The sequence below is a fragment of the Azospirillum formosense genome, from assembly GCF_013340925.1.
Lineage (GTDB): Bacteria > Pseudomonadota > Alphaproteobacteria > Azospirillales > Azospirillaceae > Azospirillum > Azospirillum formosense.
On record NZ_WHOR01000031.1, the window covers coordinates 1 to 19,303 of the forward strand.

Consider the following 19,303-nt stretch of genomic DNA (forward strand, 5'->3'; position numbering starts at 1 on the left):
ACACCGCCATACCCGGCGCCGGCGCGGGCCTCGGGGCGGCCGCCGCCCGCATGGCGGCGCAGCGCGTCTCCCCCGTCCCCGTCTCCTACATCGGCAACGCCGAGGCGGCGGAGGCCACGCTGGCGGCGATCCGCGAAGCCGGCGGGCAGGCCCAGGCGGTGCGGGGCGACGCGGCTCGCGAAGAGGACATCCGCACCCTGTTCGACGCGGCGGAGGACCGTTTCGGCCCCACCGCCGGGCTGGTCAACAACGCCGGCATCATCGGCCCCTACGGGCGGCTGGACGAGGCTGCGCCGGACGATCTGCGCCGCATGCTGGACATCAACGTGACCGGCGCCATCCTCTGCGCGCGGGAGGCGGTGCGCCGCATGTCCGCCCGCCATGGCGGGAAAGGGGGAGGCATCGTCAACGTCGGCTCCATCGCCGCCGTGCTGGGCTCGCCCAACGAGTATGTGGGTTACGCGGCCAGCAAGGGCGCGGTGGACAGCCTGACCGTCGGCCTCGCCCGCGAGGTGGCGAAGGAGGGCATCCGCGTGAACTGCGTGCGGCCCGGCCTGATCGACACCGACATCCAGATCATCCCCGGCAAAGGCAACCGGCTCGACAACCCCGCTCTGATCCCGCCCGCCGGGCGCGCCGGGACGGCGGACGAGGTCGCCGAAACCGTGCTGTGGCTGCTGTCCGACGCCGCGTCCTACGTGACCGGCGCCCTTCTCAACGTCTCCGGAGGCCGCTGAGCCATGCCCGCGTCGAATTCCTTCGCCATCGGCCACCAGGACATCGTGGAGGCCGCGGCGCGGCTGGACGGCTTCGCCGTGCGCACGCCGCTGCTGGAGAACGCCTTGCTGAACGAGCGGGTCGGCGGCCGTGTCCTGCTGAAGCCGGAGGTTCTTCAGCGCAGCGGCTCCTTCAAGTTCCGCGGCGCCTTCAACCGCCTGTCCCAACTGACGCCGGAGGAGCGCCGGGGCGGGGTGGTCGCGTGGTCGTCGGGCAACCACGCCCAGGGCGTCGCGGCGGCGGCGGCGCTGCTCGGCATGCCCGCGGTCATCGTCATGCCCAGCGACGCCCCGGCCCTGAAGATCGCCAACACCCGCGGCTACGGCGCCGAGGTGGTTCTCTACGACCGCTGGACCGAAAGCCGCGAAGGCATCGCCCAGGCCATCGCGGCGGAGCGGGGTGCGGCGACCGTGCCGCCCTACGACCACCCGCAGATCATGGCCGGGCAGGGGACGGTCGGGCTGGAGATCGCCGCCCAGGCGCAGGCCATCGGTGCGGTTCCCGACGACGTGATCGCGCCGTGCAGCGGCGGCGGGCTGATGCCCGGGGTCGCTACGGCGGTCCGCCAAAGCTTCCCCGACGCCCGCCTGTGGGCGGCGGAGCCGGCGGGCTTCGACGATGTCGCGCGCTCGCTGGCTGCCGGGGAGCGGGTGGAGAACGCCGCCGGGCAACGCTCCATCTGCGACGCGCTGCTGACCCCGACGCCGGGCGCCCTGACCTTTCCGGTGATGAAGACCCTGCTGTCCGGCAGCCTCGCCGTCACCGACGCCGAGGTGAAGGCCGCCATGGCCTACGCCTTCACCGTGCTGAAGCTGGTGGTCGAGCCGGGCGGGGCGGTCGGGCTGGCCGCCGTGCTGACGGGCAAGCTGCCGGCGGCGGGGCGCACCGTCGCGGTGGTGCTGAGCGGCGGCAACGTCGACGCGGCGACCTTCACGGACGCGCTGGCATCGTCGTAGCGGCGTCGCGCTCCAGCACGTAATAGACGGCGCCGGGGGCGAACTTCCTGCGGACCGAGTCGCGGTGGTAGGCGATGTTCCACCGCGTCAGCGCGCAGGCCGCCTCGTCCAGCCGCACCAGCAAGGGGTTGCCGTAGGGCAGGGGGACGCCCATCAGCGGCCCCAGCCGCTCGGTCAGCGGGAAGGAGCAGAAGCGGCGCTGCCGCACCGTGAAGCCCAGCCGGGCGAAGCGCTCCTCCAGCCATTGCACGGGGAAGCCACGCTCGTTGGCGGTCAGGCCGCGGCGGGGGCGGCGCCAGTCGCCCATGGTGCTGATCGGCTCGCGCAGGATGAACAGCCCGCCGGGGGCGGTGACGCGGGCGAACTCGGCCAGCAGGGCGCCGGCGTTCGGGATGTGGTGCAGCGTGTGCAGGCAGACGGTCAGGTCGTTCGCCCCGTCCGCGCAGTCGATCCGCCCGCCCAGCGTGGGACGGCGGTACTCGGCGGGGGTGCCGGCGATGTCGGTCCGCCAGAAGCGCTCGATGGGCTCCACGGCGAGGAAGCGGTCCACCTGCCCGGCGATCGGCGCCACGTCGTCCCCCGCGGCGCAGCCGAAGGCCAGCGCCTGCCGGAAGCGCCGCCCGGCCAGGAAGCGGAAGGCGTGGCGGTGGTTCAGCGCGTGGTATTCGTAGCGGTAGCCGGGCCGCTCGGGTGCGGTGCGCGCGAACTCCTCCGCCGGGTCCCGCGCCTCGACCCCATACCAGCCGGCGATCCGGGCCGCGTCGAAGTCGTCGCCATAGAGGGCGGCGCCGGAGAAATACCGTTCCTCGAAACTGGCGGTCTCGAAGCTGGGGGACTCGAACGTTGCGGTCATGGGGGCTGAGGCTCCGCTGGATGGACCGCGCGACGATAGCGCGCCGGTTCCGGCGGAAACATTCAGCTTGCCCGCCTAGGACGGAGGGGGAGTCCTATTGCGGAGCGCGATCGCGTGGCGTGAAGGGAGCTCCTCCGGCTGGTGGAACCCCATCCGAAAGGGTAGCGCTACAGCCGGATGTCGCTCTGGAACAGGCCGAGGTCGAGATGCTCCATCGGGACGCGCTGGGCGCGGCGGCGGCTGAGGCGCTGGACGGCGTGGCGGGCGCGACCGATGAGGGCGGCGTAGCTCTTCAACGTCTTGGGCATGTCCGTTCTTCCCAATCTGTGTAAGGGGTGAACGGATCACAGCTATGACGGGTCCATGTGACAAATTCTATCGCACCGCACACCGGCCCGAGGAACGCCGCGCCGCGCCACTTGTTCGAGAAGGAATACCCCGGAAAATACGCAAGAAGCTTGGTGAGGAGGCGGCGATGAGCGGCGTTCTGAAGGCCGTCATTTTCGACGTGGACGGCACTCTGGTCGACTCGGTGGACCTTCACGCCCACGCGTGGGTGGAAGCGATCCGGCATTTCGGCTACCACGCGGAGTTCGACGCGGTGCGCTCCCAGATCGGCAAGGGCGGCGACCAGTTGATGCCGGTCTTCGTGCCGGAGAAGGATCTGGACCGCATCGAGGACGAGCTGGACCATTTCCGGCACGAGCTGTTCGCCCGCAAATACATGCCGAAGGTCCGCGGTTTCCACCGGGTGCGCGGCCTGTTCCAGCATCTCCACGCCGAGGGTCTGCGCATCGCGCTCGCCTCTTCCGCCAAGGGGGACGAGCTGGAGCGGTACAAGCGCGCCGCGGAGATCACGGACTTGGTGGACGTGGAAACCTCGTCCGACGACGCGGAGCGGTCGAAGCCGCATCCGGACATCTTCGAGGCGGCGTTGGAGAGGCTTGGCCTGCCGGCGGAGGAGGCGGTGGTGGTCGGCGACAGCCCCTGGGACGCCAAGGCCGCGGGCCGGGCCGGGCTGACCGTGGTGGGGGTTCTGTGCGGCGGCTTCGCGGAGCAGGATCTGCGCAGGGCCGGCTGCGCGGAGATCTTCCGTGATCCGGAAGACCTCCAGCGCCGCTTCGCCACCAGCCTCATCGGGAAACGCAGCCCACGCGCGATGGGCCTTCTTCAGCCCGACGGACCTCAGCCGGGGCGGCCGTCGGCCCGCGGGGCGAGCAGGATGGGCGCGTAAACGTACAGGTAGCAGGCGAAGGCCGCGATCCAGGCCGCACCGGCGCCCTCCAGGGCGGTCCAGTAGAGGCCGCCCGGCAACTCGGGCGCCAGCACCCGCAGCAGCGCCGCGGCGGTCAGCAGGATGTAGGCGGCCACGGTCGGGCGGGTCACCACCAGCATCCGCCCGGTGTGGCCGAGTGAGGCCCGCGTCATCACCGCCACGATCATCGTGGCGAAGGCCCCCGCGGTCAGGGCATGGATCCAGGCGGAGCTTTCCACGCCCGCCCCCAGCAGATGCGCGGCCTTCAGCGCCAGCGCCGCCGGCACCCAGGCGTAGCCGAGATGCAGCACCCACAGGATCGGCTGGTCGAGTGTCTTGGCCGGCTGCCAACCGGCCAGCCGCAGGGCGTGGGCGAGCGCCGCGACGAGTGCCAGCAGACCGGCGACGGCGGTGCCCGGCAGGGCGAGGTCGGCGGGAATCATCAGCAGGGTCGAGACGAGCGTCACCTTCTCCACCCAGGGGCGGGAGACGACGGTGCCGTCCAGTCCGCGCAGCCGCAGGGCGTTGCGGGTGAAGGCCGGGACGATGCGCCCGCCGATTACCGCGACCATCATCAGAACGACGCCGATGGCCAGCGTCTCGCCCAGCGCGGTACCGCCCGCCAGCACGCCCAGCCAATCCAGATGGAACAGCAGGTTGGCGCCGGTCAGCAGGCCCAGCAGGGCGAGGAAGGCGGTGTTGCGGATCTTGCCCGCCACCACCAGCGGCCCGGCCAGCGCCACGCCGAGCGCCGGCAGGAAGGCGAGGTCGAGGATGGCGGCAATCGGCAGCGGCACGCCGATAAAGGGCAGCAGCGCCACCCGCCCGGCCAGCCACAGCATCGTCAAACCGGCCAGTGGCCAGCCGGACAGCGCCTTGGTGCCCGTCCAGCTCGGCACGGCGGTCAGCAGGAAGCCGGCCACCGCGGCGACCACGAAGGCGAACAGCATCTCGTGCGCGTGCCAGGAGGCCGCCGGGACGGCGCCGTCCGGCCAGGACCCGGTCGCCAGCACGGCGATCCAGGCGGCCAGCAGGACGGGCGCGGCAAGGCCGGAGAGCAGAAAGAAGGGCCGGAACCCATAGGCGAAGATCAGGGGGACCGGAGGGCGGTCCGGCTGGTCGGCAACGGAACTGGTCATGGCGTTCCCCGCGCGTTGGAGGCATCGGTCATGCCGTCACACTGCGCCGGGGGCGGTCACCCTTCTTTGACCGCCGTCAAACAGAATCCCTCGCTTTCAAGAAAAAGAACGCCCTCAGAGCGTGATGCCGTTCTCGGCCATCAGGCGTTTCAGCGCGTCGCGGGCGGGCGCGTCCAGCACGGGCAGGCCGTCGCGGGCGGTCAGGACGAAGGCGCCGGGATCGGCCAGGGTGCGCAGGGCGAAACCGCCCACGCGCGGCGGGCCGCTGCTCAGCGGCGTGTCCTCGTAGATCGGCGAGAAGGTGCAGCCCAGAAGCATGGCGCGGGCGATCAGCGTCTCGTCCGACGACCCGCCCGACGCCGGGCTGTTGATGCCGAACAGCAACCGCTCGGCCTCGCCGCTGGTGACGAGCCCGCGTTCCTGAAGGATGTCGACCATGGCGGATGTGGTCATGACCGGCGCGGCGCGGCCCTTCCAACAGAAGCGCCCGTCGTCCCACCCGATGTCCAGGCAGCGGTAGATCATATGTGGATCGGCGCCGCCGGGCGACCCGGCGACGATGTAGTTGACCCGAAGCAACCCGTTCCACGCCCCGGCCGGAGCGACGATGCAGGAAACACCGCGCCGGGTCAGGCGCAGATAGGTGTCGTTGATGCCCGAAGGCTCGAAATCGAACAGCATGGCTGGCTCACCTTGATCGGGGACCCCGCTCCCCTCGAACGAAAAAGGTGAGCACGGGTTCCCGCAAGGCAACATGGCCATGCGTATGGTATTCCTCTCCGCACGCGCAAAAAGGGTATAGGCAAAAGCTCAGGACTTCGGGCGGAATGCCTTGCAGACCAATGGGTCAGTGTCGATGCGCGCCGCGCCGACCAGATCGAGGCAGTACGGAATCGCCGGGAAGACCGCCATCAGGCAGTCGTGGATGGCCGAAGGCTTGCCCGGAAGGTTTACGATCAGGCTGCTGCCGCGGATTCCCGCGGTCTGGCGCGACAGGATGGCGGTCGGCACCACGGTCAGGCTGACCGACCGCATCAGCTCGCCGAAACCGGGCATCATCTTTTCGCAGACCTGCTCCGTCGCCTCCGGCGTCACGTCGCGCGGGGCGGGGCCGGTGCCGCCGGTGGTGACGATCAGGTCGCAACGCTCGCGGTCGGCCAGCTCGATCAGGGTGGCGGCGATGCCCTCGCGGTCGTCGGGGATGACGCGGGCCACCGCTTCCCAGGGGGAGGCGACGATGCGCCCCAGCTCCTCCCGGATGGCCGGGCCGCCCTTGTCCTCGTAGATGCCCTGGCTGGCCCGGTCGGACACGGTGACGATGCCGATGCGGGCGGGCTTCGCGGAGGTCATGGGCGGCGGTCCTTATGGTATGTCCGGCAGGCTTACTTGCTGCCCGGCCCCAGGAACACGCTGTTGTAGCTGTCCCGGTCGCCGTTATTGGTGTCGGTCAGCTGGAAGGTGACCGGGGTGGAGGCCTCCGGCACGGACTCGCGCGGCACCGTGACGTAGACGCGGTAGGTCGCCACGCTGTCCGGGGAGGCGGAGATGTGGCTGACCGCGCTGCCGCTGTCCTCGTCGCGCTCGCCCACCACCTTCACCTCGGCCCCGGCGATGCCGGCGGCGGCCAGCGTGTAGGAGCGGTCCTGGCGGGTCTTGTTGGAGACCTTGAAGGTGTAGGCGTTGCGGATGGTGCCATCCTGCAGCGTGACGAAGAGCGGGGCGCGGTCGCGCTGCACGGCGATGTCCAGCCGCGGGCGCAGCGCGTAGCTCCAGGCCATGGCGCCGGTGATCACCAGCATCAGCAGGCCGTAGACGATGGTGCGCGGGCGGATCAGCCGCCACTGGTAGGTCTTGCCCTGGGCGCGGGTGTCCTGGGCGGCCAGGCTGTCGAAGCGGATCAGACCCTTGGGCAACTCCTGCGACACCATGATGTTGTCGCAGGCGTCGGCGCACAGGCCGCAATTGATGCAGTCCGCCTGTTCGCCGGTGCGGATGTCGACGCCGACCGGGCAGACCTGCACGCATTGGCCGCAGTCGATGCAGTCGCCGAAGCCCTTGGTCCGGCGCTCGTCCCAGCTCTGCGACTTGCGCTTCGGGCCGCGGGTGTCGCCGCGCAGCGTGTCGTAGGTGACGACGAGGCTGTGCTCGTCCAGCATCGCGGTCTGGATGCGCGGCCACGGGCACATGTAGTAGCACATCTGCTCACGCGTCCAGCCGGCCATGACGTAGGTCATGCCCGCGAACAGCGCGAAGAAGCCCGCCGCCTCGTAGGACGCGTTGAAGGTCAGCAGATCCACGGCCAAGCGCGGCGCGTCGGTGAAGAAGGCGACGAAGCCGAATCCGGTGATGACGGACAGCGCCAGCCAGCCGGCGTGCTTGCCGGTCTTGCGCAGAACTTTCTTCGCGCTCCAGGGAGCCTTGTCCAGACGGATGCGCTCCGCCCGGTCGCCTTCGAAGGCGCGCTCGATCCAGACGAACAGGTCGGTCCACACCGTCTGCGGGCAGGTGAAGCCGCACCACACGCGCCCGGCCAGCGCCGTCGCCAGGAACAGACCCAGTGCCGCCACGATCAGGACGCCGGTGAGATAGTAGATTTCCTGCGGCCAGATTTCGATCCAGAAGATGAAGAAGCGCGGCGTCGTCAGGTCGAACAGCACCGCCTGGGCCGGCGCGTCGGGGCCGCGTTCCCAGCGAATCCACGGGGCGATGAAGAAGACCGCCAGAAGCACCCACGTCAGGATGGTCTTCCAGCGCCGGTAGCGTCCGGAGACGGCCTTCGGGTGAATCTTCTTCTGGCTCTCGAAAAACTGGATTTTCGCCGGCGTGACAGCGCTTCCGTCTGGCATATCGTCTGCCTTGGCTCCGGATAGGGACGCAAGACCGGACAATAGCGGACAGGACCCGAGCGCCTCTTGATCGGGATCAAGACGAGAACGGATTCGAAAAATCCCTATGGGTTATAAGGATTTTTCAGCGGCGCTGGTGACCGGCCGGGATCGCCGGCTGTAATACGTCCATCGGCCGATTGGCTCAAGCTTCGTTTCGCAATGCGGAAACGTTTCCGCCCTCTGCCGCCGCCGCGCCGTCGGGCGCCGCGTCCTCCGACGCTGGGGTGGATGGGGACGGGCGGGTGACGATGTAGGCAGCCACGGCCGCCATGCAGGCTCCGGCCAGGATGGGAACCAGCGGACGGCTGGCGGTCAGTGCCACCATCGCCCAGCTCACGCCCATGCCGACCAGCGCCGCCGCCTTGGCCTTGCGGGGGATCGCCCCTTCGGATTGCCAGTCGCGCAGCAGCGGGCCGAAGCGCGGGTCGCGGTACAGCCGGTCGCGGAGCGCCGGGCTGCTCTTGGCGAAGGCCCCGGCGGCCAGCAGCAGGAACGGGGTGGTCGGCAGGAGCGGCAGCACGGTGCCCGCGATGCCCAGCCCGACCGCGGCGTAGCCCAACGCCAGCCAAAGCCGGCGCCGCAGGGGGGAGACGCAGACGGATGCGTCCTCGGGAAGGGCGGTCGGGTCATCCATGAGGAGAATGTAGGACGCTCACACGGCCAGGACCAGCGCCGCGTAGCGGGCGGCCTTGCCCGCCGTGACCAGCAGCAGGAACAGCCGGATGTCGACCCGCAGGATGCCCGCCACCAGCGTCAGCGGATCGCCGATGACGGGCATCCAGGCCAGCAGCAGCGACCACACCCCGAAGCGCTGGTACCAGCGGGTGGCCCGCGTCACCATCGCGGCCGGCACCGGGAACCAGCGGCGGTCCTGAAAATGCATCAGGTAGCGCCCGAGCGCCCAGTTGACGACCGACCCCAGCACGTTGCCCGCCGTGGCGAACAGCAGCAGGGCCACATGGTCGTAATTGCCGGTGGCGTGCATGCCGATCAGCAGGATTTCCGACTGGGCGGGAAAGATGGTCGCGGCCAGAAACGCGGTCAGGAACAGCCCGCTGTAGGCGGCAATCTCGGACATGCGGCGGTCGGTCCTTCCGGGCCAGGGGATGGCGGAGGCTGGAACATGGGTGCACATACAGGAATGCGGGAGGTGCCATGGTGCAGTTGCGATAGTCTGGTATAGATTCATTTTGTATGAATTCGCCGCGGATGGAGTCGGGGGGGGCGCCCAAGCCGTCTCATCCGGCGGGCGTCATCTTGGGGAATGAAGGGGAGTGTTCGCGGATGGCCGCTGCCGGCCTTGCCCGCTTCGATGCCGACGGGCGCCTGATCTGGGCCAACGCCGCGTTCCGGGCGTCGCTGGGCGGTTGTCCGGCGGACAGCCTCGACGCCCTTCTGGCCAGGGTTGCGGTGTGTGGGGGCGGTGCCGGGGCGGCGGAACGGCTGCGCGCCGGACAGCCGGTGGCCTTCGCGTCTTCCGCCGGTGACGGGCATCCGACGCTGATCCCTGCCGAGGGTGAAGGCGGTGAGCTGGTTCTGACACTCACCGACGGAAGCGGCGCCCTGGCGGACCCGCCGGACGACACCGGTTTCTTCGGCCTGGAGGGGCTGCTGGGCGACCGGGCCGGCGAGGCGGAGCGGGCGATCATGCAGGCCATCGCCGTTCCCCTGGTGGTGACGCGGCTGTCCGATGGTCTGGTGATGGCGGTCAATCAGCCCGCCGGCCTGCTGTTCGGGGTCCCGCTCGACGATGTGGTCGGGCGCAGCTTCGCCAGGGCCTTCTACACCGAACCGGCGGAGCGGAACCGGCTCCTCGCCGCCCTGCGCGACGGGGCGGGCGGCGTGGACGGCTTTGAGACGCGGCTGTGCCGACCCGACGGCAGCGACCTCTGGGCGATGGTTTCCGCCCGGCGGTTCCGGTTCCGGGGCGAAGACGCCATGCTCGCCTGCATCAGCGACATCTCCGCCCGCAAACGGACCGAACAGGCGCTCGAAGCCCAATGGGATCAGACCAGGGCGGTTCTGAACGGGCTGGGGCAGGGGGTGATGGCCTTCGATCGGGCGCTTCGGCTGGTCGCCTGGAACGGGCGCGCCGCGGAGCTTCTGGGGCTGGAGCCGGAGTTCCTGCGTTACCACACGCCCTACGCCGCCATCGCCGTGCGGGTCGGGGAGGGGCTGGCCTTCGGGCCGGGGGCCGTGTGCCCCGACACCTCATCCAACGGCAACCCGTCCACAGCGCCGGGATCGCCGCTTCCTGCCCGAACCGCTCCGGACGAGCGGTCATGGGAGTGCACACGGTCCGACGGGCAGGTGCTGGAATGCCTGATCCGGCCCCTGCCGGACGGCGGATTTGTCCTCACCCACACCGACGTGACCGAGCGGCGGAACGCCGAGCGGGAAATCTTCGCCAGCCGTGAACTGTTCGAGCTGGCGATCCGGGCGGCGCGGGAGGGGATCTGGCAATGGGACCTGCGCACCGGTGAGCTGTGGCTGTCGCCCTACTGGTGGGGAATGCTCGGCTACGGCGAGGACGAGATGGTCAACACCGCCGCCCGCTGGACCGAGCTGATCCTGCCCGAGGATCGCGAGCTGTCGGCCCGGAAGGCCCGCGACCTGATCAACGGCGCGATGGGCGAATGCCAATTCATCCTGCGCTTCCGCCACAAGCGCGGCACCGTGGTCCATATGCTGAGCCGCGCCATCCGCGTTCTTGGTCCGGACGGCGAGCCGTTCCGCATCGTCGGTTCGCACACCGACGTGTCGGACCGCGTCCATGCGGAGGAGCGCGCCCACGCCGCGCGGGAGGAGGCTGAACGCGCGCTCCGCGACCTGAAGGAGGCGCAGGCCCATCTGATCCAGTCCGAGAAGATGGCCGCCCTGGGGTCCCTGGTGGCGGGGGTGGCGCACGAGATCAACACCCCCATCGGCATCGCCCTGACCGGGGCCTCGCTGGTGGCCGAGCGCACCCGCCTCATCCGGCGCGATTTCGAAGCGGGAACGCTGCGCAAGCCCGATTTCGCTGATTTCCTCGACATGGCGGGGGAGGCGGCGCAGCTGATGCTGCTGAACATCGACCGCGCCGCCCAGCTCATCCAGAGCTTCAAGCAGATCGCCGTGGACCAGGCGAGCGAGGAGCGCCGGGTCTTCGACCTGCGCGACTACATCGACGAGGTGCTGCGCAGCCTGGGCGTCCGCATCAAGCGGGCGGCCCACGGCGTGGAGGTGGATTGCCCGGCGGACCTGCTGATCGACGGGTATCCCGGCGCGCTCAGCCAAGTGCTGACCAACCTCGTGATGAACTCGATCATCCACGGCTACGCTCCGGGCCAGCACGGGACTCTGTGCGTCGCCGCGCGCAGGGTGGGCGCCGACGAGGTGGAACTGGTCTATGCCGACGACGGGCGGGGCATCCCACTTGAACTCCACGACAAGGTGTTCGAGCCATTCTTCACCACCAGCCGCGGTACGGGGGGCAGCGGGCTGGGGCTGAACATCGTCTACAACATCGCGACCCGCCGGCTGAGGGGCCGCATCGCGCTGGACAGCGCGCCGGGCCGCGGCACCACCTTCACCCTGCGCTTTCCCCGCGTCGCTCCGGTGGTGCAGCCGGCCTGACGGCTCCCTATTGGGCGTCCACCCAGGCGATGCGCAGGATGTTGGTGTTGCCGGGAGTGCCGAAGGGCACGCCGGCGGTGATGACCAGCCGCTGTCCCTCCACCGCCAGCCCGTCCTCGTAGGCGCAGCGGGCGGCCTTCTGAACCATCTCGTTGAAGTCCGTCACGTCGGCGGAGTGCACGCTGTGCACACCGTAGGCGAGCTGGAGCCGCCGCGCCGTTTCCAGGCTGGAGGTCAGGCACATGATCGGCACCTCCGGCCGCTCGCGGGCGGCGCGCAGTGTGGTGGAGCCGCTGGTGGTGTAGGTGACGATGGCCGCGGCCTGGATGGTGTGGGCGACCTGCCGCGCCGCCGCGGTGACGGCGTCGGTGGAGGTCTGCTGCGGGTCCGGGTGCTGGGCGTCGGTGATGGTGCGGTAGAGCGGGTCCTGCTCGACCCGGCGGGCGATGCGGTCCATCATGGACACCGCCTCGATGGGGTAGGTGCCCGCCGCGGTCTCCGCCGACAGCATCACCGCGTCGGCCCCGTCATAGACCGCGGTGGCCACGTCCGACGCCTCGGCGCGGGTGGGGGCGGGGGAGCCGATCATCGATTCGAGCATCTGCGTGGCGACGATCACCGGCTTTCCGGCCCTGCGCGCCTCGCGGATGATCCGCTTCTGGATGCTCGGCACGTCCTCCGCCGGCATCTCCACGCCGAGGTCGCCGCGGGCGACCATCACGCCGTCCGACAGCTCGACGATGCGCTCCAGATGCTGGATGGCCTGCGGCTTCTCCATCTTCGACAGCAGGGCGGCCCGCCCGGCGACCAGCTTGCGCGCCTCCGCCACGTCCTCCGGCCGCTGCACGAAGGACAGGGCCACCCAGTCCACCCCCTGGTCGAGGGCGAAGGCCAGATCCTCGTGATCCTTCGGGGTCAGTGGCGTCAGCGGCAGGACGACGCCCGGCACGTTCACGCCCTTGCGGTCGGACAGGCGGCTGCCGGAGAGCACGACGCAGTCGGCGTGGTCGGGGCTGCAATCGACGACGCGCAGGCGGACCTTGCCGTCATCCACCAGCAGTTCCGCCTCCGGCTCCAGAGCGGCGAAGATCTCCGGGTGGGGCAGGCCGACGCGGGTCGCGTCGCCCGGCTCGGTGGAGAGGTCGAGGCGGATGCGGTGCCCCGGCTCGACGGTGACCGGGCCGTCGGCGAAGGTGCCCAGCCGCAGCTTCGGTCCCTGGAGGTCGGCCATCACGGCGATGGGATGGTCCAGTTCCGCCTCCAGCGCGCGCAGCGTGGCGAGGCGCTGGCCATGGTCCTCGTGCGTGCCGTGGCTGAAGTTCAGGCGGAAGACGTCCACGCCCGCCTCGAACAGCGCGCGGATCATCTCCGGCGTGGCGGTGGCCGGCCCCAGCGTGGCGACGATCTTGGTCAGGCGGAAGCGCCGGAAGGGGATGACTTTGCGGGTCATGGGTCTGCCTTCTGAGGTGTGCCGTTCGGGTTGTTCCGTTCGGGGCGGGCCCGCCCATCTCAAGAGCTGCCGTCCGGCTTGTCAACCGCGGCCATCCTCCCCACAATGGCCAGGCACCGGGAAAAGCACGGTAACGCCGCAGAACGGCCTTGACAGATTTCCGGCTTTTTCTATAGTCGCACCCTCCCGCGGCCCAACCGGCCCGGCGGGAGACATTGTGCGTCCCGTATCCGTGTTTTGCCGTCCGGCCTTCGGGCTTCGGCGTCCGGATCGGGGATCAATCGGTGTGTAGGCGGCCCATGAGGGCTGCCGTTGAGATATCGAGGAGAGCAGGCGTGGCGCGTATCGCTGGCGTCAACATCCCCGCGCAGAAGCGCGTGGAGATTGCGTTGACCTACATTCATGGCATCGGCCCCTTCAAGGCCAAGGAAATCTGCACGAAGCTGGAGATCCCGGCGGAGCGCCGTGTGAACCAGCTCACGGACGACGAGATCCTCAAGATCCGCGAGACCATCGACGCCGACTACCGCGTCGAGGGCGACCTGCGCCGTTCGGTCGCCATGAACATCAAGCGTCTGATGGACATGGCCTGCTACCGTGGCCTGCGTCACCGCAAGGGCCTGCCGGTCCGCGGCCAGCGCACCCACACGAACGCCCGCACCCGCAAGGGTCCGGCCAAGCCGATCGCCGGCAAGAAGAAGTAAGAGGACGCACGGACCATGGCCAAGCCCTCAGCCGCTTCGCAGCGTCTTCGTCGTCGCGAGCGCAAGAACATCACCGCCGGCGTCGCTCACGTGAACGCCTCCTTCAACAACACGATGATCACCATCACCGACGCGCAGGGCAACACCATTGCCTGGTCGTCGTCGGGCACGATGGGCTTCAAGGGTTCGCGCAAGTCGACCCCCTACGCCGCCCAGGTCGCCGCCGAGGACGCGGGCCGCAAGGCCCAGGAGCACGGCATGAAGACCCTCGAGGTCGAGGTGAAGGGTCCGGGTTCGGGCCGTGAGTCGGCGCTGCGCGCCCTGCAGTCGATCGGCTTCCAGATCACCTCGATCCGCGACGTCACGCCGATCCCGCACAACGGCGTCCGTCCGCCGAAGAAGCGTCGCGTCTAAGAAGCATCGCTACTCCGCACCCGCGGGGACCCGCCGTTCCGGGACAGGCGCCGCAGCCATCGCGGCGCCATCGGATGGGAACGGCCGGTCTCCGCGGACGTGTGTCCACCCCGATGGCATGAGGTAATACCGTGGCTCTTCAGAAGAACTGGCAGGAACTGATCAAGCCGAACAAGCTGGACATCCAGCCCGGTGACGACGCCGACCGCGTGGCGACCGTCGTGGCCGAGCCGCTGGAGCGTGGCTTCGGTCTGACGCTCGGCAACGCGCTGCGCCGCGTGCTGCTCTCCTCGCTGCAGGGTGCGGCCGTCACGGCGATCCACATCGACGGCGTGCTGCACGAGTTCTCGTCGATCCCCGGCGTGCGCGAGGACGTGACCGACATCGTCCTCAACATCAAGTCGATGGGTCTGCGCATGGGCGGCGACGGCCCGAAGCGCATGCGCCTGCGCGCCGAAGGCCCCGGCGAGGTGAAGGCCGGCATGATCGAGACCGGCGCGGACATCCAGGTGATGGACCCGGACCTCGTGATCTGCACGCTGGACAACGGCGCCCGCCTGAACATGGAACTGACGGTCGAGACCGGCAAGGGCTACGTCCCGGCCAGCCAGAACCGTCCGGAGGACGCCCCGATCGGTCTGATCCCGGTCGACGCGCTGTTCTCGCCGGTCCGCAAGATCTCCTACAAGGTCGACAACGCCCGCGTCGGGCAGGTCACCGACTATGACCGCCTGTCGATGGTCGTCGAGACCAACGGCGCCGTGAAGCCGGACGACGCGGTGGCTCTGGCCGCCCGCATCCTCCAGGACCAGCTGCAGCTGTTCATCAACTTCGAGGAGCCGACCCACGCGGTCGCCGAGGAGAAGCACGAGGAGGTTCCGTTCAACAAGAACCTGCTCCGCAAGGTGGACGAGCTGGAACTGTCGGTCCGTTCGGCCAACTGCCTCAAGAACGACAACATCGTCTACATCGGCGATCTGGTGCAGAAGACGGAGGCGGAGATGCTCCGCACCCCGAACTTCGGCCGCAAGTCGCTGAACGAGATCAAGGAAGTGCTGGCCCAGATGGGTCTGCACCTCGGTATGGAAATCCCGAACTGGCCGCCCGAGAACATCGAAGAGCTGGCCAAGCGTCTGGAAGAGCCGTACTAAGTCTCGCAGGTTCCATTGCCCCCTCCCTGACCCTCCCCCGCCTTCGGCGAGGGAGGGAACAGGCTCCCTCTCCCGCGAGAGCGGGGGAGGGCCGGGGAGGGGCAAACGTTCCCAGGGCCACCAACCGGCCCGCCCCGCGCCGTACCAGCCGAAAACTGGGCGGTCGGGTTCACCATCGGCTCCCCGAGGGGGGCCACGCCATGAAGGAGGACCGTCATGCGTCACGGCGTTTCCGGACGTAAGTTCAGCAAGACCACCAGCCACCGCAAGGCCATGTTCTCGAACATGGCGAACGCCCTGATCAAGCACGAGCAGATCAAGACGACCCTGCCGAAGGCCAAGGATCTGCGCCCGATCGTCGAGCGTCTGATCACCCTCGGCAAGAAGGGTGGCCTCGCCAACCGCCGTCTCGCCTTCGCGCAGCTGCGCGACGACGCGATGGTGACCAAGCTGTTCACCGTCCTGGCCGACCGCTACAAGGACCGCCAGGGTGGCTACAGCCGCGTCCTGAAGGCCGGCTTCCGCTACGGCGACGCCGCCGCCATGGGCGTGATCGAGCTGGTCGACCGCGATGTCGCCGCCAAGGGCCAGGATTCGGGCCCGGTGGAGATCAAGGAAGAGGTCGAGGCCGAGGGCTGAGCCCGCGGTTGAGCTTTCGTGAAATCTTGTCGCCGCCGTTGCCCGCCGGGCCGCGGACGACGATATAGGTGACCGACCGGCCCTCCCTTCGGGTTCATCCCCGGAGGGAGGGTTTCCGGTTTTCGGGTTCCGCCACTTCGGGAGGGCGCCGCGCGCGCGGTATGCTGAAACCTCTCTACAACCGGATTCTCAAGCTCTCCGCCCGCAAGGACGCCGTCTGGTGGATGTCCGCCGTCTCCTTCGCGGAAAGCTCCTTCTTCCCCCTGCCGCCCGACGTCATGCTGGTGCCGATGTGTCTGGCGGAGCCCAAGAAGCTCTGGCGCTACACCAACATCTGCGCACTGGCCTCGCTGATCGGCGGGCTGTTCGGCTACGCGGTCGGGTTCTACCTGTTCGAGAGCATCGGACGGCTGATCATCGACCTCTACAACGCGCAGGAGTCGTTCCAGCGTTTCCAGGACATGTTCGCCGAATTCGGCCCCTGGTTCCTGATCCTCAAGGGCATCACGCCCATACCTTACAAATTGCTGACGATCACCGCGGGATTCGCGCACCTCGACCTGACGGTGTTCATCCTGTGCTCGATCGTCGCACGCTTCTCGCGATTCTACATGATCGCGATCCTGCTGCACTTCTACGGGCCGCAGGTGCGCGACATCATCGAGAAGCGGCTGATGCTGGTGACGACCGTGCTGCTGGTCATCATCATCGGCGGACTGCTCAGCTTCAAGTTCGTGTGAGCGGCGCGGGGCTCGGCCCCGCGCGTCACCCGCATCAACCGGGAATCAATCCGGCATCCCGCGGTCCTGGCGGTTGCGCTCCGACGGGGGCAGGGCGTTGCGCTCGCGGCGGTCGCGCATGACCATCACGCCGATGGCCAGCGCCATGCCGATGCCGGCCAGCAGGGGCAGCACGACCTCGCCGGCGCTGACGGTGGGCATGGCGAGCATGCGCACGATAAGCAGCAACAGGCCGCCGATCAGCAGCGCCACGAAGATGGTGGTCGATGTCCGGCGGCGCGGCGACGGGCCGGGATTGTTGGGACTCATTTGAGGCATTCCCTTATCGCTTGCGTTCCCGGCATAGTGGGCGCCGAGCCCGCGGCATGGTCCAATGCGGGGGACCATCCGCCAACGTCCGGGGTCACGCAAGAACAATGGGAGTCAAAGCCGAGATGTTCCGTCCGAAACTCATTCTGGGGCCGGTGCTGGCCCTCGCTCTGGTTGCGCTCGCCGCCTGCGCGGACGCGCCGGGGCGTTCGTCCGGCGCCGCCGTGGGCGGTGCTCCGGCGGCCTCCACCACGGCCCCCGCGGCCCCTGCCGGGTCGCCCGCGGCCTCGCGCCCGGCCCGTGGGGTCGAAGACCCGTCGCTCCGCCTGGACGGCGGTGTCGGCACCGACGATTCCTGCCGCGCCCAGTGCGAGCGCAGCAACAACTCCTGCATGGATTCGGTGGCCGCGCGCGCGCAGAGCGGGCTCGACCGTCCGGACCGCGGCGGCATCTTCTCGCCGACCGACAATTGCCAGCATTCGCTGCGCATGTGCTACCAGCGCTGCGGCGCGCCCACCAACCAGTGACCGGTCCGGTGCGATCGGTGGATCGGCGATGAGCAAACGCGGCGACTCCGGCGCCACCGGCGGCCTGTTCGAGGCGGGCGCCCCCCGCCCGCTGGCCGACCGGCTGCGCCCGCGCAGCCTGGGCGAGGTGGTCGGGCAGGAGCATCTGCTGAAGCCCGACGGCCCGCTGGGCCGCATGGTCGCCGCGCGCCGGCTGGCCTCCATGATCCTGTGGGGGCCGCCCGGCTGCGGCAAGACGACCATCGCGCGGCTGCTGGCCCTGTCCACCGACCTGCATTTCGAGCCGCTGTCGGCGGTCTTCTCCGGCGTGGCCGACCTGCGCAAGGTGTTCGACGCCGCCCGGGCGCGGCGCGCGGCCGGGCAGGGCACGCTGCTGTTCATCGACGAGATCCACCGCTTCAACCGCTCCCAGCAGGACGGCTTCCTGCCCTATGTGGAGGACGGCACCGTCACGCTGGTCGGCGCCACCACCGAAAATCCGTCCTTCGAGCTGAACGCGGCGCTGCTGTCGCGCGCCCAGGTCTTCGTGCTGAACCGGCTCGATGACGCGGCGCTGGAGAAACTGCTGTCGCGGGCCGAGGCGGAGACGGGCCGCCCGCTGCCGCTGACGCCGGACGCAAGGGCGGCGCTGAAGGCGATGGCCGACGGCGACGGGCGCTTTTGCCTGAACCTCTGCGAGGAGCTGTTCGCCCTGCCGGTGCCGGAGGATGGGGCGCTTCTGGACAACAACGCGCTCGCCACCGCCATCCAGCGCCGAGCCCCGCTCTACGACAAGGCGCAGGAGGGGCACTACAACCTCATCAGCGCGCTGCACAAGTCGTTGCGCGGGTCGGACACCGACGCGGCGCTCTACTGGTACGCCCGCATGCTGGAAGGGGGCGAGGACCCGCGCTACATCGCCCGCCGGCTGACGCGCTTCGCGGTGGAGGACATCGGCATGGCCGATCCCAACGCGCTGGCGCAGGCCACCGCCGCCTGGGAGGCCTACGAGCGGCTGGGCAGCCCGGAGGGCGAACTCGCCATCGCCCAGCTGGTCATCTATCTGGGCACGGCGCCGAAGTCGAACGCCGGCTACACCGCCTACAAGAGCGCGGTGCGCGCCGCCAAGGAAACCGGCAGCCTGATGCCGCCCAAGCACATCCTGAACGCCCCGACGAAGCTGATGAAGCAGATCGGCTACGGCAAGGGCTACGAGTACGATCACGACACGGCGGACGGCTTCTCCGGCCAGAACTACTTCCCGGAGAGCATGGCGCGGCGCGCCTTCTACCAGCCGGTGGAGCGCGGCTTCGAGCGCGAGATCAGGAAGCGCCAGGACTATTGGGCGCGGCTGCGCGAGCGCAAAGCCGCGGAAGGGGACGAGTAGGCGTGTTTCACGGTTTCGGGTAGGCGGTTCCAAGAATCCAGGCCGGCGCCTCCGGCGGGCCGGAAACCTCGAACACATAGGTCACGGTTTCACTGGTGAAGGGCTGCGCACGAACGCAGCGCCCCGCGCCGTCGGTTTCTTCGCACCGCATCGAGGGGACCCGAACGCTCAGCGTCTTGCCGTATTGGGTGCTGCCCAGCTCGTCGCCGCACAGCGGTTGTCCCGGATGGCTGGTCAATGCCTGCCATGCCGCGTCCCAGGCCCCGCGGTCGGCGAACATCGGCGTGCCGACGCTCTGCCCGGCCTTTGGCGGCGGCACCGCGCCCAGAATGTGTCGCGCGAGACGTCCGCCTTCCGCCATGTTGCGTTCGGGATCGGCGGAAAGCCGGACACTTTGGATTTCCAGGCAGGGAGCGCTCCGTGCCGGGGCGGCGGGCAAGAGCAAACCGGCGATGAGCAGTCCGGCCATCTTGAGGGTGGGCATCGGGATACTCCAGTGCAATGATCCTGTGCTGACTGT

Annotated in this window: 22 protein-coding genes; 11 read left to right on the top strand and 11 right to left on the bottom strand. The window is 69.3% G+C overall.

The genetic code is table 11. The features are described from left to right. The coding region (locus GBZ26_RS06550; protein WP_345772039.1) for an SDR family oxidoreductase at window positions 1-737 on the top strand (737 nt) is incomplete at its 5' end. Between the two features lie 3 nt (window positions 738-740). Then, window positions 741-1,733, top strand: a complete 993-nt coding sequence (locus GBZ26_RS06555; protein ID WP_174438146.1) for a threonine ammonia-lyase — start codon at window positions 741-743, stop codon at window positions 1,731-1,733. Here the strand turns inward: GBZ26_RS06555 and GBZ26_RS06560 are convergent. Next, window positions 1,708-2,586, bottom strand: a complete 879-nt coding sequence (locus tag GBZ26_RS06560) for a class I SAM-dependent methyltransferase (RefSeq protein WP_174438147.1) — start codon at window positions 2,584-2,586, stop codon at window positions 1,708-1,710. The genes GBZ26_RS06555 and GBZ26_RS06560 overlap by 26 nt on opposite strands. Window positions 2,587-2,753: 167 nt before the next feature. Then, entirely contained in the window at window positions 2,754-2,894 is a 141-nt protein-coding gene (locus GBZ26_RS06565) for a hypothetical protein (protein ID WP_155903434.1), read from the bottom strand. Between the two features lie 167 nt (window positions 2,895-3,061). Here GBZ26_RS06565 and GBZ26_RS06570 point away from each other — a divergent pair, with 167 nt between their 5' ends. Continuing rightward, a complete protein-coding gene (locus tag GBZ26_RS06570) occupies window positions 3,062-3,820 on the top strand; it encodes an HAD family hydrolase (RefSeq protein WP_174438148.1) in 759 nt (252 codons plus the stop codon). Here GBZ26_RS06570 and GBZ26_RS06575 read toward each other — a convergent pair. The 6 genes from GBZ26_RS06575 to GBZ26_RS06600 all read right to left on the bottom strand — a co-directional run bounded on the left by GBZ26_RS06575 (window position 3,772) and on the right by GBZ26_RS06600 (window position 8,946). Beyond that, a complete protein-coding gene (locus tag GBZ26_RS06575) occupies window positions 3,772-4,980 on the bottom strand; it encodes an NnrS family protein (protein WP_174438149.1) in 1,209 nt (402 codons plus the stop codon). The two genes, GBZ26_RS06570 and GBZ26_RS06575, sit on opposite strands and share 49 nt — an antisense overlap. Window positions 4,981-5,094: 114 nt before the next feature. Beyond that, window positions 5,095-5,661, bottom strand: a complete 567-nt coding sequence (locus GBZ26_RS06580; RefSeq protein WP_174438150.1) for a hypothetical protein — start codon at window positions 5,659-5,661, stop codon at window positions 5,095-5,097. 129 nt (window positions 5,662-5,790) lie between these two features. Then, window positions 5,791-6,330 (bottom strand): molybdopterin adenylyltransferase, encoded by a 540-nt coding sequence (gene mog, locus GBZ26_RS06585; protein WP_174438151.1) that lies wholly within the window; start codon window positions 6,328-6,330, stop codon window positions 5,791-5,793. A 32-nt stretch (window positions 6,331-6,362) separates the two neighbouring features. Further along, window positions 6,363-7,826: a cytochrome c oxidase accessory protein CcoG gene (gene ccoG / locus GBZ26_RS06590; protein ID WP_174438152.1), complete on the bottom strand. Its 1,464-nt coding sequence runs from the start codon at window positions 7,824-7,826 to the stop codon at window positions 6,363-6,365. 184 nt (window positions 7,827-8,010) lie between these two features. Beyond that, window positions 8,011-8,502, bottom strand: a complete 492-nt coding sequence (locus GBZ26_RS06595; RefSeq protein WP_174438153.1) for a YbaN family protein — start codon at window positions 8,500-8,502, stop codon at window positions 8,011-8,013. Between the two features lie 18 nt (window positions 8,503-8,520). After that, complete coding sequence (locus tag GBZ26_RS06600; RefSeq protein WP_174438154.1) at window positions 8,521-8,946, bottom strand: YqaA family protein; 426 nt, start codon at window positions 8,944-8,946, stop codon at window positions 8,521-8,523. A 206-nt stretch (window positions 8,947-9,152) separates the two neighbouring features. On the opposite strand from GBZ26_RS06600, the gene GBZ26_RS06605 reads away from it, so the two are divergent. After that, window positions 9,153-11,483, top strand: a complete 2,331-nt coding sequence (locus tag GBZ26_RS06605) for a PAS domain S-box protein (RefSeq protein WP_174438155.1) — start codon at window positions 9,153-9,155, stop codon at window positions 11,481-11,483. A 7-nt stretch (window positions 11,484-11,490) separates the two neighbouring features. Here GBZ26_RS06605 and pyk read toward each other — a convergent pair whose 3' ends face one another. Then, window positions 11,491-12,933, bottom strand: a complete 1,443-nt coding sequence (gene pyk, locus GBZ26_RS06610; RefSeq protein ID WP_174438156.1) for a pyruvate kinase — start codon at window positions 12,931-12,933, stop codon at window positions 11,491-11,493. 335 nt (window positions 12,934-13,268) lie between these two features. On the opposite strand from pyk, the gene rpsM reads away from it, so the two are divergent. From rpsM to GBZ26_RS06635, 5 genes are all read left to right on the top strand, one after another. Beyond that, window positions 13,269-13,637 carry a 30S ribosomal protein S13 gene (gene rpsM, locus GBZ26_RS06615; RefSeq protein ID WP_014240054.1) on the top strand — a complete coding sequence of 123 codons (369 nt, stop codon included), beginning with the start codon at window positions 13,269-13,271 and terminating at the stop codon, window positions 13,635-13,637. Window positions 13,638-13,652: 15 nt separating this feature from the next. Continuing rightward, window positions 13,653-14,051 carry a 30S ribosomal protein S11 gene (rpsK, locus tag GBZ26_RS06620; protein ID WP_012974490.1) on the top strand — a complete coding sequence of 133 codons (399 nt, stop codon included), beginning with the start codon at window positions 13,653-13,655 and terminating at the stop codon, window positions 14,049-14,051. A gap of 131 nt (window positions 14,052-14,182) precedes the next feature. Then, a complete protein-coding gene (locus tag GBZ26_RS06625) occupies window positions 14,183-15,202 on the top strand; it encodes a DNA-directed RNA polymerase subunit alpha (RefSeq protein ID WP_094304322.1) in 1,020 nt (339 codons plus the stop codon). 216 nt (window positions 15,203-15,418) lie between these two features. Then, window positions 15,419-15,841 carry a 50S ribosomal protein L17 gene (gene rplQ, locus GBZ26_RS06630; protein WP_014240056.1) on the top strand — a complete coding sequence of 141 codons (423 nt, stop codon included), beginning with the start codon at window positions 15,419-15,421 and terminating at the stop codon, window positions 15,839-15,841. Between the two features lie 161 nt (window positions 15,842-16,002). Next, the gene (locus GBZ26_RS06635) at window positions 16,003-16,581 is read left to right on the top strand and encodes a YqaA family protein (protein ID WP_014240057.1); all 579 of its coding nucleotides are present in this window, start codon (window positions 16,003-16,005) and stop codon (window positions 16,579-16,581) included. Window positions 16,582-16,626: 45 nt separating this feature from the next. Here the strand turns inward: GBZ26_RS06635 and GBZ26_RS06640 are convergent, their stop codons facing one another. Beyond that, window positions 16,627-16,890 (bottom strand): hypothetical protein, encoded by a 264-nt coding sequence (locus tag GBZ26_RS06640; protein ID WP_035684173.1) that lies wholly within the window; start codon window positions 16,888-16,890, stop codon window positions 16,627-16,629. Window positions 16,891-17,015: 125 nt separating this feature from the next. On the opposite strand from GBZ26_RS06640, the gene GBZ26_RS06645 reads away from it, so the two are divergent. Further along, complete coding sequence (locus GBZ26_RS06645) at window positions 17,016-17,417, top strand: hypothetical protein (RefSeq protein WP_174438157.1); 402 nt, start codon at window positions 17,016-17,018, stop codon at window positions 17,415-17,417. Window positions 17,418-17,445: 28 nt separating this feature from the next. Continuing rightward, entirely contained in the window at window positions 17,446-18,783 is a 1,338-nt protein-coding gene (locus GBZ26_RS06650) for a replication-associated recombination protein A (RefSeq protein WP_174438158.1), read from the top strand. A gap of 7 nt (window positions 18,784-18,790) precedes the next feature. On the opposite strand, the gene GBZ26_RS06655 is transcribed toward GBZ26_RS06650, so the two are convergent. Then, window positions 18,791-19,267, bottom strand: a complete 477-nt coding sequence (locus tag GBZ26_RS06655) for a hypothetical protein (protein WP_174438159.1) — start codon at window positions 19,265-19,267, stop codon at window positions 18,791-18,793. Window positions 19,268-19,303 lie beyond the last annotated feature (36 nt).